Below are 16,105 nucleotides of genomic sequence, written 5' to 3' on the forward strand. Positions count from 1 at the left end.
ACGCCTTTTTTATTTTCGCTGGCAGTGAAATGAGCAAATCAGGGAATTAACACTTCCAACTGATATTCACTACCAGCCACAATATTGCGCACACAATTATCTGCCAACAAATCGCCATTGCAGCGCAATTGCAATTTGTCAGTTGCACCGCGCTTGATACTGACATTGAAGCGCGCACCGCGGAATTCGCGCACCGCTGTGGCTTCATTCCAGGCCGATGGCAATTGCGGATTCACGCGCAGGCCTTCGGTATCCCCCTGCAAACCAAAAATACCTTCCACCATGCAGCGATACACCCAGGACACAGTGCCAGTATTAAACAGTTGCGATGAGCGACCAGCAGTGCGCGGATACTGATAGTAAGCACCGCGATAATAGTTAGGGATATACACCGGCAATTGGCCGCGCTGCAAATAATCCGCTTCCGATGGGCCGGGAATCATCTGCCGCAACAGCTTATAGGCGCGATCTTTTTCGGCGATAGTGAACAAACTGTAAATGTAGAAAATGGCAGCATGGTTATACACAGAACCGTTTTCCGCTGACCCAGGGTGCTTCTGGGTTACACGGCCAACGTCATCGCGCATAGAGGTAAAGGCAGGAGCCAACATGGCCACACCGTAAGGCGTTTCCAGCTGCGCTTCTACGGCGGCGATCATCTTATCGCGCTGCTCATTATTGGCCGCACCACCGAGAATCGCCCAACTTTGCGGGTTCAAAAAGATGCGCCCTTCTTTATCCTTGCTGATGCCAAACACCACATCATCATCGGTAATACCGCGTCCGAACCATTCACCATCCCACATATATTTATTCACTGCTGCATTTACTTCATTAGCACCAGCAATAAATTCCTGCTGCAAATCATTGCGCGATGTTTTTGCGCAGACATCCGCCCACAAATTTAACGCATAGGCAGTTGCTACCGACAACCAACCAGAAACACCTTTACCCTTGTAACCCACCATATTCATTGGGTCACACCAGTCGCCCTGAGCGATAAAACTCAAGCCGCGATAATCGCGCGCCTGCAGCAGCCAGCGCATAGCGTTGCTGATGCGCTCAAATACATTCAGGGTCTTACCATCGTGACCAGGAACCGGCTCATTTAAAATCGCGTAATCATTGGTTTCATCCAGATAGGTTTTCAAACACACTGGCAACCAAACGCAGTGATCCGTGTGAGGAATCTGGTTGATGTATTTCAGCTCAGCACCTTCTACCAGCAAAATACCATCGGGCATAGCACCAGACGCTTCCTGCTGACTCAGCGCATGCAAAAATGCCGCGCGCGTTACCTGGGGCTTGATAAACGTCATGCCCATATTGTCTTGCAGGTAATTGCGGGTTTGCGGGTCAGTGGTCAAGCGATTGACATCGCCGTGGTAAAACACCTGACGCGGCAACCAGTTATTAACAAAGTTATCCAACTCCGCATCCGGAGTTTCAATTTGCAGACAACCGCTGCCGCTGGCAACGTAGGCAGAATATTCAGCGCGCGCCTTGGCAAAGCCCTGCTCACTCAAATAGGTATCGCGCATTTTTTTGATTTCGGCATCATCAAAGGCCGGGCCAAAAATAAAGCGATAACGCTGTGCGCCATCGGCTGCCAATTCCAAACGGTACTGCAAAATAGCAGCGGGCGTTTCATAGCGCGCATCACCGCCCGACAAAGTCTCTTGCTGTAATCCCGATGGATTGTGCAATCCACCTTCCCCTTCGAAGGTCTCTTGCTTGGCTTCCCAGGCATCGGGCTTTTGCTCATGCAGGAAGAAGGTTTTGTCTTTGAAAAATTTATTTTTAAAGTGATCCGCCACTTTTTGATAGGGAGTCACGCAGGTTGCCACCATGCCGCCCAGATCAGCACGGTATTCCGCCGACTGGTTCATCCAGGACATATAGCCCACCGGGAAATAGGGATAAACACTGATGCGGCGCGCGCGACCGGAGCGATTAATCACTTTTACATCCCAGAGTTCCACCACATCCGCCACCGGCAGGGACAGCGTAATCTCAACTTCGATGCCGAGTGACTGCAGGGTCCAGCGCAAATCGCTTTTACCGATAGAGAACACATAATTTTCATAGGCCGCGCGCACCGGCTCATAGGGCGCCGAAAAAATCTCGCCAGTCTCTTCATCCTTCACATAAAAAAAGCGGCCCGGATGATGCGCATAGTAGGGCTGCTCTGGCTGCATAAATGTCTTGGCCTCCAGATTCGGCGCATAGGCATACTTGGCCGGTTCAGGCTGCATAAACTGTGCAACCGCGTAACCGCGACAAGTGGATTGAATCATCATGCGCTGATTCCACAAAAAACCCGCTGCGCGCGGCATTGCGGTAGGACTGTGCAACTCGTAGCGTTCGCCAGCGTCACTGGCGTTAAGTAGTTTTGTCGTCATAGGAAGCTCTGGAGTCTTGTAAATTTATACGTATTGAAATGCAGCAGCCGAATTTTTCCCGCCCATTCTAACCAGGGAGAAAAGTTCGGCAGCGAAAAATAATTACGAGTGGCGAGACTTAAGTTCGACTTGAACTTTTTCCACCTGCTTATCCGTCAGGTTGTAAAAAATCAGCGAAAACGCCGTGACCAGCGCGAACAGTCCGGGAACAACTGTCTGCATATAGACAATACTGTCAAGCGAGGCGCCCGCCTGCATTTGTCCCGCCTGATACCCCATAGCCGCGAGTACAGAAAGCATTAAGGCTGAACCTGCGGCGCTGCCAATTTTTTGCGAAAAAGTGGTTGCCGCAAATGTCATGGCGGTAGCGCGACGACCATTTTTCCACTCGTTGTAATCGGCCACATCGGCATACATTGCCCAAGTGATCGGCGGCTTAAATCCCAAGGCGATGCTGATCAAAATATTCAGCGCAAACATCCACAGAATTTCAGCGGGCAAATCCGCGCTGTCCTGAGTGGTGCCATCGGCGCGAGTGCGCACTACGCTAAGGGTTTGACCCTTGGCATTTTCCAGCGAAATCACCGGTCCGGTTTCTTCCAGCGCAACGCGCTCTTTAATAATCCAGAAAATTTTGTCGTGACGCAGCCACTGATAGCTGTCGCCCGGTGCTTGGTCTCCATCGAGCAATTCGCTCGCATTTAATTGCACGAGTTCACTGCCGGAAATGTCCACCACGCCATGACGATCAGGCTTGGGGACAAAAGTGAATGCGATCGAAAGACTGGCTACCACCACCAGCAGCACCATCATCAGCTTGCGTTTGTCGATGTATTTAGTCACGGTTGAGGCCATCATCGCCCCCACCATCAAACCCGCCATTTGCAAGCCGATGTAATTTCCGAGCAGATCCGGACGCTCCACAAAATAGCGGAAATAGTAGGCGGCCGAGCTACTGCGCAGCGTCATGGTAATCATGAACACCAGCGCCAACACGAACAGAACCATCCAGGGGCGGCAGGTAAACAAATCCTTAAGGTCAACCAGCGGATTGGTTTTTTCCTGGTTCGCCGGAGGCTGAATGCGCTCGCGCGTGGTAAAAAAAGTCACCAGGAATAAACAGGATGCGATAGTCGCATAGACCGCCATAGTTAATTGCCAACCCTTGGCGCTGTAGCGATCGCCATCGCCAAAATATTCAGCCAGCTCCGGCGTCGCTGCGCCCACCAAAATACTGCTGAGATACGCAAAGAAAAACCGGGTGCTGTTTAAGGTGTTGCGCTCCTGCACATTGCCGGTAAGCACAGCAGAGAGTGAGTTGTAAGGCATATTGAGCACGGTGTAACAGAGCATCAGGAACGCATAGGTGGAATAGGCCCAAATCAATTTGCCCGTCTCGTCCAAATCGGGCGTACTCATTGTGAGCACGCCAGCCCCCATCATCGGCAAGGCTCCCCAAATTAAGTAAGGGCGGAATTTTCCCCAGCGAGTGTTGGTGCGATCCGCGATTCCACCCATTATCGGGTCGGTAATGGCATCAATAATTTTGGTTACCGTCACCATGGTTGCCGCGGCGGCTGGCGCTATACCGAATACGTCGGTATAAAAAAATACTAAATAGGAACCGATAATTGCCCAATAAAAATTGAACCCGGCATCTCCCAAACCGTAGCCTATACGTTCGCGCCAACTAAGTTTGGCAAGGCGATCATTGTTGTTTGTCAGGGACTCTTGCGCGTTCACCATTACTCTCCGGAGTTAATAAGGCTTCGCCAGCACCCGGTGCCAGCGAAGTGAGTTGCTGTGGTCTTGTGATTGCTATAAAGCTGCTTTGTCGTTGGTGTCGGGGGATGAAATGAATGAACTCACTAGAGGCGACTGGTAGACGCACGCTTGCGAATTTCGTAACCCATATCTACCTTTCTGGATTCGATGGGTTTTTCGTTGAGCACTCGAATAATCATATCTGCTGCTTTTACACCCATTTCATAGCGCCCTACCGATACACTGGTGAGCGACGGGTTAACATAGGCAGCTGCCTCAATATCGTTAAATCCGCAGATCGCGAGATCTTGCGGAACATTGATATTCATACGCTGAGCTTCAAACAATGCCCCCAGAGCCAGGTCGTCGTTTACACAAAAAACGGCATCGACGGCGCCGTTGGTGGAGGCCATCAAGCTTTTGAACAGCTCACCACCTACACCGATCGAAGATGGCTCAGGGGTAGTTACAATAAAGTTTTTATCAAACTTGCCCACCTGCTCCAGCGCCAATTTATAACCCTGCATACGTTGCTGAACGCGCGGGTCCATACGGGCACCGATAAAACCGATGCGCTCATACCCTTGGCCAATCAAGTGTTTCACTACATCGTAACCCGCACGACCATGGGCAAAACCGACGTTCATATCAATGGGGTCTGCCAACAGCTCCATCATCTGTACGATGGGAATGCGCGCTTTGGTCAGGAAGTTCTGGCAGGCCTTGGTCTGGTCGCCCCCGGTGATAATTAGCCCTTCAGGCGACTGACTTAGCAGGGTGCGAATCATCTTCTCCTCTTCGAGCGGAGAATAGTGAGTATCCACCAATAGAACCTTGTAGCCGTTGGCCCCCATCACCTCATAAATCCCGCGCAACACCTCGGTAAACACGATATTGCTGAGCGAAGGGATGGCGACACCAATAACACGGGACTTGGATGACGCAAGTGAGCTGGCGTGCTGATTAGGGATATAGCCGAGCGAATCAATTGCTTTTTGCACCTGAATTCGCAAGGACTCTGATACTTTTTCCGGTTGGTTGATCACACGTGACACGGTGATAGCACTAACACCAGACGCATTTGCAACATCAACCAAGGTGATTTTTTTATCTGAAAGTCTTTTTTTTGTTGTTTTCATAGGCAATATCTGCACTTCGCTATTATTTTTTGCTACCATACCACAAGCACGATGGTTGCGCTATCATGTACAGTGATTGAACATTTTGATTGCGATTCCATTGAATCTCCAGCCTTGCGCCGGATTTATCCCTGGACGTACACGAGACAGCCCCAGATGCAACACTCTTATGCAATTAGCAACCCGGATGCCGCCACCAATCTGATCATTGTGATGGGAGTCTCCGGCAGCGGTAAATCTTCCGTAGCAAAAGCCATCGCCGACCACTATGGGTACGCGTATCTTGATGGCGACGACTTTCATAGCCAGGAATCGCGCGACACCATGGCAAAAGGCATTCCGTTAACGGATGCGATGAGACTTCCCTGGGTAATCAGGATGCGCGATTACTTCCGCGACGCAGCCACCCGTGACCAGCACTCTACCCTGGCGTTTTCAGGGCTTAAGGCCGTGCACAGAGATGAGCTGCGCAAAGCAGGCCTTAAGACGATTTTTATCTTTCTTCACTGCGACAAAGACACGATACAAACTCGTGTTAACAAGCGTGCAGGTCACTTTATGGCACCCACATTGGTTGATAGTCAATTTGATAGCCTTGAAGACCCGAGCACTGAACCGGATGTTTATCGTATTGATGTGCGAGGCTCTCTTGATCATGTAATTGCCCAAACCATTGGCGTTATAGATCGCGAACTACACCAACAGCCCGACGCCCTGCTTGCCTGAACGAGCATTCCCAAGCCGGAATAGCAATTTCGGCTTGGCATTCATCTACACTACCGCCAGAATGTGAACTCCTGCGAAAAAGTTTGATCCAAGTATCAACAACAAGCCCAAGGAGATTCACAGATGCCCATCCGTAAAATACTTACCTCCAGTTGCCTGATTGTGTTGGCGGTTACGCTATCCGCCTGTGCGGGAAAAACCCAATTCCGCAACGCTTGCGATAAAGAAATTGAAGCCGCCTGGAGCGAGTTATCAATTGCAAAAGCTGATGGTTTTAGCGGTACCGTGAGCTATACCAAAGCGCTGAGTTTAATTACCGCGGCGCGCACCATGCAAGCGGTTGAAAACTTCGACAATTGTTACAACAATGCCAAAGACGCACGCTTTTACATCCGTGAATCGCGCAAAGGCCAATAAAACAAACTAAAAAGACCAGCAAATCCCGATGGAAACTATCCGCACGGCAACCCTCGCTGACTGCGAGGGTTTGCTCGCGCTTTACAGCGAGCTTCGGCCCAATGACCCAAAAATATCCAATGAGCTTGCAGTCAGCACATTGCAAGCGATGCTGGAAAACCCACAGATTGCACTGATTGTGGTTGAAGAAAATCAGCAACTGATTGCCAGTTGCATGCTGGGATTAATACCAACACTCACCAATGGCGCCCGTCCTTTTGCCATGATCGAACATGTCATTACCAATAGCCGTTGCCGCAGCAAAGGCATAGGTAGCCGTATGTTGCGTTTCGCAGTAGACCTGGCATGGCAGAAAAACTGTTACAAAGTGATGTTACTGTCGGGAATGCAACGCACTGAAGCCCACCGTGTTTACGAAAAACTCGGTTTTCGGGGCGATGTGGAAATAGGTTATGCGCTAAAACCTGAGTGGTATTTACCGTCAAGCTGATATGGAACCCCTCTTTACACAAAGAGGGGCAAAAGGCTCTCAATCAAGCTGTAAGGCGGCACTGATTTTTTTCCAATCAACATATTTAAAATTTTGCGGCGCTTCCGGCATTACTTTGTGACCATCCTGCACTACGAGCATCCCCTCATTATAGTTACCACCAAAATTCGCAGCGTTAACTTCTAGCCCATCGGTTTCCGACACACCGTCAATATCATGCGCAGCGTCCATATCAATACGCACGCGACCGCGTACCTTGAACGGCGGTAGCGCATCGATGACTATAAAGCTGTTATTTCCTTGACTGGAAACCACCACATAGGAATGCTGTCTACCCTGATAAATTCCCACTCCCTCAACATCAGCAACCAATAAATCACCGGCGGCCAACACCAGTTCGGGGGTATTTGCAGCGGTTGGTTCGGCGCCCAGGGTCCACAGTGCAACATCCTCTTCACCCACAAACAGGCGCTGATTTTTGTCATCAGCCACACAGCCTTCCGGCTGACTTTTTACATAAAAGCGGCGGACCAATTCTCCACGCCAGGTAATATTGTTGTTTTCGTCGGGCGTGGCGATTAATTTAATTTGCTGAAACTCACCACTTTTTCCATTCGGAATGGCGTAGGTAGCTGATGCAGATTGGTAGAGACAAAAACCATAGATTTCTTCCAAATCAGTGTTGACGCTGCCAGAAAACACCAGCTTTCCCGACGAGGGATCAATAGCGTATATCACCAGGCTGTTGTCAGCGCGATTGGTAGCTACCGCGATATCCATCTTTTTTTTACCAACCGGAACACCGTAGCGCACATCCACGTTATTTAATTTTCCAGAGTTAAAATGCTGCACTTGCTTACCCTGTAAATCGTAGACAAATAATCCCTGTTGTTTATTAGTGCCAATCACACGACTTTTGCGCGGGGACTTTTTATTAACCCAAATAGCCGGGTCATCGGCCGCATCACCAAATCGCGCCATGGTTTCTGTTTGAATGTCGGCAACGACGGAAACCATTGGCATCACCGTTTTATCGTTCTGATTGTCGTACGCCCAAGGGGATTTAATTTGCCAATGACGCTGCGTTGCTTCGTCAAAAAGCACTGCCGTTATTTCCCGGCGCACAGAATCATAAACGACGGATAGGTTTTCAACTTCTTCAACCTGGGAAATTGTCTGCGATTTTTCCAATTGGTAGGAGTCGCCCTGCTTCCGATAAAACAATACACTTTTTTGTTGTGGTTCAAACGCTAACAATCCACCGGGTAGCGCTGCCACTAATTCTACCGATTGGCTTAATTTCCCAAATGGTTTGGCGGCATCTACCAACTGGCGCCCCGGAGCTGCCTCCACCGACGCATTTAAACGCCAGACACCGATAGCTTCCTCAACAATAAATAACGATTCCTGCTGATCATCCACAGAACAAGATTTGCTGTTGGGAGGAATTGGCACACTGCGCAATTTTTTAATCAGCGGTTCACCTTGCGCATCCGCCACTAGCCAATGTTCTGCAGTACCGCGTTCATCCAGCAAATACAACGACAGATTATGCGCAGGATCCACACTCAAGCACAGACTTTCAATTTTGAAACTCGGGATAGGCAAACGTACCAGTTCACTGATTTTTTTCGTGGATTTATTCAGCACCATAATGACGGGCTGCTGTTCAGGCAAGCGAACCGTAGCCGCTACCACGTACTTTTCAAGTTTCCCATTTTTAACAGGAATTTCCTCTCGCCAGTCGAGCAATTCCGCCGGCGCCGCTAACGCGGCCAAAGGCGTACCATCGGCATTCAACCAACTCACGCCATTTTTTCCATCAACTGCCAAATATCCACCTCCACTCAGAGGCGCGAGCATCGATGCCTGAATAGTTTTCGGCAAGGCCTGTATGGAACTGCTATTCCGTTGTTGTTCGGTTGCATAGGCGGGTAACACAAATGCTGCCCCCAACAGCAAAGCGATGCTGACTGCTTTTTTTAGACGCATAATTTTAAGATACATATTTTTAAGATCCTGAAAAACTTGAAACGATTAACTACAACCAGACTGATCTGCGAACGCGCAAAACCATGGGCGCGCCGGTGTTAACAAGGCGCGCAATGTTTCAGCAGATTAAGCGCAAGCACTTAATCATTCCTTAAAAACTCATAAAGCTAATGCCAAGTTTATAAGTCGCACCGTAGGTTTCGTATTGCGCGTTATAGCGCGCATTATTTACGTAGGTGTAGTAGACCTCGTCAGTTAAATTCAACGCTTCAAAATGCACTTTGATGGTATCAGTCAGGAAATAACGCAATGAAAAATCCAGTTGCATCTGGTCATCCACATAAGCATCGTAAGTGGACTCCATTGGCTCCAACACTTCCAATAAATAGCTGGATTTATAATTCGCCGATAATCGCATACTGATTTTATCAGACTCATACCCCAGCATCAGGTTGGCGGAAGTGTCGGACTGGCTCGGCATAGGGATATCACGCGCGATAAACTCGCCGTCATCATAGCCGCCAATGTCAGCCGATGAATCGACAAACGTGGCATTGCCGCCAACTAACAAACCGTACCAGGGCGCCGGCAAACTGGAAAACTGTTTGGACGCTGCCAACTCAATCCCCGTAATTTCTGCGCTATCGCCATTTACAAAAGTTACCGCGTGATCAAACACTTCATAACCGGTGGTGCCTCCCAAATCGGTTTGATACACAAAATTATCAATCGATTTGTGAAACGCAAATGCTGATATGACACTCGCAACACCGGGGTAATATTCAATACCCACATCCAGGTTGCTGGATTCCAATGATTTTAAATCCGGATTGCCAAACTCGGCTTCAATATCGCCATCATCCTCTTCAATTAAACGTCCTGGCGACAATTGTGCAAAACCCGGCCGCACAACCGAATTGGTCCAGGCGGCACGAATCTGGGTTTTGTCATTCAGGCTATAGCGAATATGTACTGCGGGCAAAAAATAATCATCCGAATTTTCAAAGTGTGTTGCAGTGCTCCCTTCAACAGCGTCGTCCCAGGAATAGCCTTGCGCGGTAAAACTTGTATCTTCATAGCGCACGCCGGTTAAAATACGCCAGGAATCGATATCGATGCGTCCCATTAAGTAAGCGGCACTGGTATCTTCAGTAATAGCAAAATCGCCGATACTGCTTTCCACTTCATCAAGTTCCTGATCAGCGATAGCTGCTCTTACCGCGCGCGTACTAATACCGGAGCCGAACTCGCCCAGTTGATAATCCACCACACCCTTAGCGAAACTGGTTAAGGCGGTATCGCCATTAAAATCTTCGCTAACCCACACATTTACATCGTTGTCTTTTTCACGTTCAGTGCGTTTTACACCAAACTTGATTTGCGCAGCATTGCTACCTAATTGCAAGTCGCGAGTAAAATCCAGGTTAACCGCATCACTGTCGTCATTGGTATTGGTGCTGCCCAATTCAACTTCGTCCAGTTTATAACTAGCGGATTGATAATATTCTGCTGGAGCAGTAATGCGAATTTTTCGTGCACCTTGAAACGCTAAATCGAAAACCTCATCGGCAATCACATCATCGTCAATTTTAAATACTGCTCCGGCGATGTTTTGCGGTTCGTCTTCGTTAGATTCGCTGTGTGCCAAACGATAATCGACTGTCCAGCGCTCAAAACGGGTTTGACCGCCAAATGAGGTAGATAAAATTTCCTGGGTTTCTGTGCGATCTTTTAATTCGCGTTGCACTTCAGCACTGCCAATTTCACCTTCTGCTACGGCATCTTCAAATTCAATGACATTAGCGAGGCGAATTTCTGAATCTGTGTATTCGCTGTACAGATTGCGCCAATACAAATCAGTATTGGTGGTTGGTTTGAAATCCAGGTTCAAAGTAAGACCAGAACGCTCGCGTGAAATGCGATAATCGCGCTGCTCAAGCTCTTCCAGTTTAACACCCTCCTCAAAATCCCAGGCGCCCCCCGTTTCCACATTATCGGAACCAAATTCCCGTTTAAATGAGCTCACCCCGAAAGCAACACCCAGATTATTTTCATCACCACCAATGCTGAATTGATTGCTCGCCGTTGCAGCGAATTTAGGACTGGTTTGTTCGGTGTTATCGTCGAAGCTGCCTTCAGCCGTCATTTGCCAAAACGCACCGTCGCGATCAAACGCCGATAAACTTTGTACTTCAATACTGCCACCCAATGAATTGGCATCCATATCCGGCGTTAAGCTTTTGGTAACGATTAAATTTTCTAACAGGTCTGACGGAATGACATCCAAGGCTACCGCGCGGCGATCAGCATCCGGGCCGGGAACACCCACGCCATTAATAGTTACCGCGTTAAAGTCCGGCCCCATGCCGCGCACGCGCACATAACGGCCTTCACCCTGATCGCGCTCCACCGACAAGCCCGGCAAACGCTGCAGCGCTTCAGAAACATTAGTATCCGGGAATTGACCAATCGCATCGGCAGAAACAGCAGTGATAATATTTTCTGCGCTACGTTGTTTGTTGAGTGCTTTGTTCATTCCTGCCGCCTGACCAATTACTATCACGTTCTCGACTATTCCTGAAACGCCCACTAATTGGAAATTGGTTTTAGTGGTTTGATTGTCAGTGACAACAATTGAACGACGCACCGGGTCTGCGCCTATATAGCTCGTTTCCAATGTGTAATTGCCAGCATCGACATCGAGAAAAACATAACGGCCATCGCGCTGGCTCACCGCTTCGCGATTTAATTCCGCGATACGAATTTTCACGCCTTGTAAGGCAACACCGTATTCCGCTGCTTTTACTTGGCCTTCGATGCGTCCATCCGCCAGCGCACCACCCGCGATTGTTGCTAGCGTTAATGACAAAATGCTTTTAATAAAGACGGTATTTTTTATAAAAGTATCTCTGCAATTTTTTTTTGCGTGTCTGCGTTGCGCCACAATGATTCTCCCCACTTTTTTCCAGATTCGTCGATGACCAGCACATAACGTGCGAGCCAAACAGGTTCGGAAGGCAAAGCTAGGTGCCACAGATGACACTCGCATGACAGCGGGATAGGTCCCAATAAATATGCGTTGAGCTATTTTGCCTCTTGCGCCGACAACCGGATCGGGAGAGGCAAAATAGCTCAATGATTCGAACGTGTATTCCTTTGTATTCACACAAGTGTCATACAGAGCTGGTATCGCTGCACACCGGCCAACACGCATGATGTTGGCGAATGATTTGTAGACTCATCGTGGGATTAACGCGCAGCATGTTGAAACTTCATCAATGGAAACTATTAGTGCTGGCATTGGCGGCCAACGTGACGCTCATCGCCAGCCTCGCCCAAGGCGATAGTAAACGCTGGGCCCAAATAAATTGGCTCGATGTAATCAGTGAAGGCGGTGCGGCGTTACTCGCACTGGTATGGTTGCTATTAATTTTGCACAGCCGGCCCAATGGTCGCGTGACCCAATGGTTAAGCATTGGTTTGAGTTGTATTTTCCTCGCCAGTTTTCAGGATTGGTTGGATGAATTTATTGCCTTCCCTGTCAGCGCGTTTTGGGACCACTGGGTTGAATCGGGTTTAATGCCGATCGGTCTCGGCCTCCTAACCTTCGGCATTTACCACTGGCATCAAGAGCAGCTGACCATCAATGAACAACTGCGCAAGCGTGAACGCTTATTTCGCGATCATCGCGGGCTGGATTTTATTACACAGCTCAACGGCGCAACTTACCTGCGAAAATTATTGGAACAGGAATTACATCATTCACGACAAAATAATTTGACCCTCGCGCTGATCTTAATTGACATAGATTTTTTTGACGCAACGAACCGCCGCTATGGCCACGCGGAGGGCGACCGATTATTGCAGGCGCTCGGTGAATTAATATTATTAAACATTCGCCGCAACGATTTGCTCTGCCGCTACGCGGGCGATCGTTTTGCACTGGTGCTACCCAATACGACTCGTTCACTTGCCGAAACAATCAGCGAGGAAATTGCCCTGGCGATCCAGCATTTTGCATTTAAAACCAGCGGTCAAGGTGAATCGATTTTTCACAGCGCAAGTACAGGTATCGCAATAGCGGGTGATACACTGCAACAACCAGACACGACTGAAGACTTACTTCAGCGCGCTACCCGCAACCTTTTGCAAACCAAGGAAAAGCGCCCCAACTTTATCGATCAGGTCGCGTAATGGATAATCGCTACCGACGCTACTTGCCTCAACTTTACCGCGAACGCGACAGCGCGTTTATTCCTGCGCAGAGCTGGCCCAAAACCCTCATCGACCTGGCACTCGCGCGCGGTCAGCAAGAACACAAATTGCTGCGCAACACCGGCATTTTTTATGAGGATATCGCCCAAGGAAACATATTGCTCACACCGCAGCAAATCTTTCGTCTGCTGGACAACGCCACCCGCCAACCACAAGGTTATGAGTTAGTTTTTTTAGTAGCGCGAGACTTGCTAACGCCTTATCAAGCACACTTAAGCCAGGCAAACAACCTGGCCGAGCTGTTGGACTATTTCGTCACCTATGCGGGCACCTTATCGCCATTGCTTAGTTTGCACTTGCATTATGAGCAAGACCGCCTGGTTATCTATTGGCAGGATAATTTCGGAGCCGATGAGTTAACTCCCTTTTTGCTGGCAATGATGGCGAGCAGTATGCGCAACTTTACGCGCTGGCGTAGCGCTTCATCGCCCACCTGGACATTTTATTTTAAACACGCCAAGCCAGAATATATTGAGCAATATCAGGTGCATTTGGGGGAGCAATTGGTATTCAACGCACGCGCGGATGCGATTGCTATTGCGCGTCATGAATTGCACAGCAACTGGCCCAAAATTCCAACTTCTATGAACATCATCAACCCACTCACAGCAGAAAACCCTCGCGGTTTTTTACATGAAGTTTATTACTATCTCCACAGTAACTTGCAAGACCAACCAAACCTTGAGCAATGCGCCCAGGATTTCGGCATGAGCAGCGCCACGCTGAAACGCAAGTTGCAAAAACATCACAGTAGTTTTCAACAGCAATACGACTTGGTGCGCAAACACCTGGCATTGCACTGGCTCAGCGAGACCCGCATCACCCAAGAAGAAGTTGCGCGGCAATTGCACTTTTATGATGCGGCCAACTTGCGCCGCGCTTTCAAACGCTGGACGGGTCAAGGTCCCGGCAAGCTTTAACGACAAATATCACACCGTCCTTTTCTTCGAACCGGCTTGGCTCTATAGTCTGTAAACCGCTATCAACTAATTCACTGCGCGCATTTATTCGCCGCAGACCTTTCCTGCAGCTTAACAAGGACCTCACATGCAAACCGTATTAATTACTGGTGCCAATCGCGGAATTGGCCTCGCCCTGAGCAAAACCTATCTCGCCCAAGGTTGGCAAGTATTGGCGGTGTGCCGCAATGCATCCCCCGAATTGGTGGAATCAGGGGCGCGCGTCATCGCCGGGGTGGATGTCACCGATCAAGCCGCACTGAATAAGCTGGCCGATACCTTCACCGGAAAGAAAATCGATTTGCTGATAAATAACGCCGGGATTTTACAGCGAGAAGCCCTGGGCAATCTGGATTACGCCAGTATCGAACAACAACTCAATGTCAATGCCATTGCGCCACTGCGGGTAACCGAGGCATTTCTCGGCAATTTGCAACGCGGTGCCAAGGTAGCGTTTATCACCAGCCGCATGGGTTCCATTAGCGACAACACCTCGGGCAGTTATTACGGCTACCGTATGTCCAAAGCGGCACTCAATGCGGCCGCCATGTCACTCGCACGCGACTTGCAGCCCAAGGGGATTGCCGTGGCGGTGCTGCACCCAGGCTATGTACAGACCGCTATGGTTAATTTTGGCGGCGATATTTCGGCAGAGGAATCCGCCCAACGCTTGAGTCAGCGAATTGCCGACCTCACCCTGAAAAATAGCGGCACCTTCTGGCATTCCAATGGCGATATCTTGCCCTGGTAACAACGCCTGAAACTGAAATTTCCTCACCAGACGCCGTAAATTTCAATTTTTTACCCGCCTTTTTCCGTGCGCGACTCCCCGCTAAAGTCGCGCGTGGGCTACACTGACCGCACTGCAGTGAACTCGTAAAAACCCTCATAAAAATACTTCCTGACACTAAGGATCCACCATGCAAAAACTTCGTTGGGGCGTGCTTAGCACCGCCAAGATCGGCCGCGAAAAAGTCATTCCTGCATTGCAGGCATCGCAACACAACCAGGTCATCGCCATTTGCTCACGCGATGAACAAAGCGCGCGTGCGGCCGCTGATAAGTTGCAAATCGAGCGCGCTTACGGCCATTACCACGAGCTGCTGGCGGACCCGGATGTCGATGCAATCTACAACCCGCTCCCCAACCATTTGCACGTAGACTGGTCGATACGCGCACTGGAGGCCGGCAAGCACGTGCTCTGTGAAAAGCCGCTCGGCATGAATACCGAGGATGCCCAACGCTTGGTAGACGCCGCGAAAGCACACCCGCATTTAAAAGTGATGGAAGCGTTTATGTACCGCTTTCACCCCCAATGGCAACTGGCGAAAAAACTCATCGATGAAGGACGCATCGGCAAGCTGCGCACAGTGCACTCGGTGTTTTGTTACAACAATCGCGACTCCGACAATATTCGCAATCGCATTGATATGGGTGGCGGTGCCCTGCTGGATATCGGATGCTATTCAATTTCCCTGTCGCGCCTATTGTTCGGTCAGGAACCGGATCAGGTGATGGGGCACATCACGCCGATGCCCGGCGAAGAAGTGGACTGCTTAACGTCAGGAATTTTAGAGTTCCGCGATGGCACCGCCACTTTCTCAGTAGCCACCAAGTTGGAATCCATGCAACGCGTGGAGGCAAGCGGCGAAGCAGGCAGCCTGATATTGGAGCGCCCGTTCTATAACGATAGCGGCGAACCCACTCAAAAAATTCGTATCACCTGCAACCGGGTGGTAGAAGAAATTGAGGTTCCCGATCACAACCACTACGGCGCCATGGGCGATGCCTTTGCACAAAGCGTATTTAACAATACACCCGTGCCTACCCCCCTGGATGATGCCATTGCCAATATGCGCACTATCGATGCTATTTTTGAAAGTGCTGCTGAAGGCCGGTGGATTGAAGTCTAAGCAAGCTAGGTTCTACGAGTTTTAATTG

The 16,105-nt window shown here is 49.5% G+C and carries 12 protein-coding genes; 7 read left to right on the plus strand and 5 right to left on the minus strand.

Annotation, left to right across the window (positions count from 1 at the left end):
• Positions 1–38: 38 nt before the first annotated feature.
• The 3 genes from D0C16_RS11785 to D0C16_RS11795 form a co-directional block, all read right to left on the minus strand.
• On the minus strand, positions 39–2,402 hold the full coding sequence (locus tag D0C16_RS11785) for a GH36-type glycosyl hydrolase domain-containing protein (protein ID WP_151032560.1): 2,364 nt from the start codon (positions 2,400–2,402) through the stop codon (positions 39–41).
• A 102-nt stretch (positions 2,403–2,504) separates the two neighbouring features.
• Positions 2,505–4,148, minus strand: a complete 1,644-nt coding sequence (locus tag D0C16_RS11790; RefSeq protein WP_191968697.1) for an MFS transporter — start codon at positions 4,146–4,148, stop codon at positions 2,505–2,507.
• Between the two features lie 122 nt (positions 4,149–4,270).
• Positions 4,271–5,305, minus strand: coding sequence for a LacI family DNA-binding transcriptional regulator (locus D0C16_RS11795; RefSeq protein ID WP_151032561.1), 1,035 nt, complete (start codon positions 5,303–5,305; stop codon positions 4,271–4,273).
• 156 nt (positions 5,306–5,461) lie between these two features.
• Between D0C16_RS11795 and D0C16_RS11800 the strand changes: the two genes are divergently transcribed.
• The 3 genes from D0C16_RS11800 to D0C16_RS11810 all read left to right on the plus strand — a co-directional run bounded on the left by D0C16_RS11800 (position 5,462) and on the right by D0C16_RS11810 (position 6,938).
• Entirely contained in the window at positions 5,462–6,031 is a 570-nt protein-coding gene (locus tag D0C16_RS11800; RefSeq protein ID WP_151032562.1) for a gluconokinase, read from the plus strand.
• A 123-nt stretch (positions 6,032–6,154) separates the two neighbouring features.
• Positions 6,155–6,448 carry a hypothetical protein gene (locus D0C16_RS11805; RefSeq protein WP_151032563.1) on the plus strand — a complete coding sequence of 98 codons (294 nt, stop codon included), beginning with the start codon at positions 6,155–6,157 and terminating at the stop codon, positions 6,446–6,448.
• A gap of 28 nt (positions 6,449–6,476) precedes the next feature.
• Positions 6,477–6,938, plus strand: coding sequence for a GNAT family N-acetyltransferase (locus D0C16_RS11810; RefSeq protein ID WP_151032564.1), 462 nt, complete (start codon positions 6,477–6,479; stop codon positions 6,936–6,938).
• 39 nt (positions 6,939–6,977) lie between these two features.
• Here D0C16_RS11810 and D0C16_RS11815 read toward each other — a convergent pair whose 3' ends face one another.
• Together D0C16_RS11815 and D0C16_RS11820 are read right to left on the minus strand one after the other, a co-directional pair.
• Positions 6,978–8,945 (minus strand): phytase, encoded by a 1,968-nt coding sequence (locus D0C16_RS11815; protein WP_225319000.1) that lies wholly within the window; start codon positions 8,943–8,945, stop codon positions 6,978–6,980.
• Between the two features lie 136 nt (positions 8,946–9,081).
• The gene (locus D0C16_RS11820; protein ID WP_225319001.1) at positions 9,082–11,874 is read right to left on the minus strand and encodes a TonB-dependent receptor; all 2,793 of its coding nucleotides are present in this window, start codon (positions 11,872–11,874) and stop codon (positions 9,082–9,084) included.
• Positions 11,875–12,155: 281 nt separating this feature from the next.
• Here D0C16_RS11820 and D0C16_RS11825 point away from each other — a divergent pair, with 281 nt between their 5' ends.
• From D0C16_RS11825 to D0C16_RS11840, 4 genes are all read left to right on the plus strand, one after another.
• Positions 12,156–13,124 carry a GGDEF domain-containing protein gene (locus D0C16_RS11825; protein WP_225319002.1) on the plus strand — a complete coding sequence of 323 codons (969 nt, stop codon included), beginning with the start codon at positions 12,156–12,158 and terminating at the stop codon, positions 13,122–13,124.
• The gene (locus D0C16_RS11830; protein WP_151032565.1) at positions 13,124–14,125 is read left to right on the plus strand and encodes a helix-turn-helix domain-containing protein; all 1,002 of its coding nucleotides are present in this window, start codon (positions 13,124–13,126) and stop codon (positions 14,123–14,125) included. The genes D0C16_RS11825 and D0C16_RS11830 overlap by 1 nt, the downstream gene beginning before the upstream one ends.
• Positions 14,126–14,252: 127 nt before the next feature.
• Positions 14,253–14,915 (plus strand): SDR family oxidoreductase, encoded by a 663-nt coding sequence (locus D0C16_RS11835; RefSeq protein ID WP_151032566.1) that lies wholly within the window; start codon positions 14,253–14,255, stop codon positions 14,913–14,915.
• 169 nt (positions 14,916–15,084) lie between these two features.
• Positions 15,085–16,077 (plus strand): Gfo/Idh/MocA family protein, encoded by a 993-nt coding sequence (locus D0C16_RS11840; protein WP_151032567.1) that lies wholly within the window; start codon positions 15,085–15,087, stop codon positions 16,075–16,077.
• Positions 16,078–16,105: the final 28 nt, after the last annotated feature.

The sequence above is a fragment of the Cellvibrio sp. KY-GH-1 genome (genome assembly GCF_008806975.1).
GTDB lineage: Bacteria > Pseudomonadota > Gammaproteobacteria > Pseudomonadales > Cellvibrionaceae > Cellvibrio.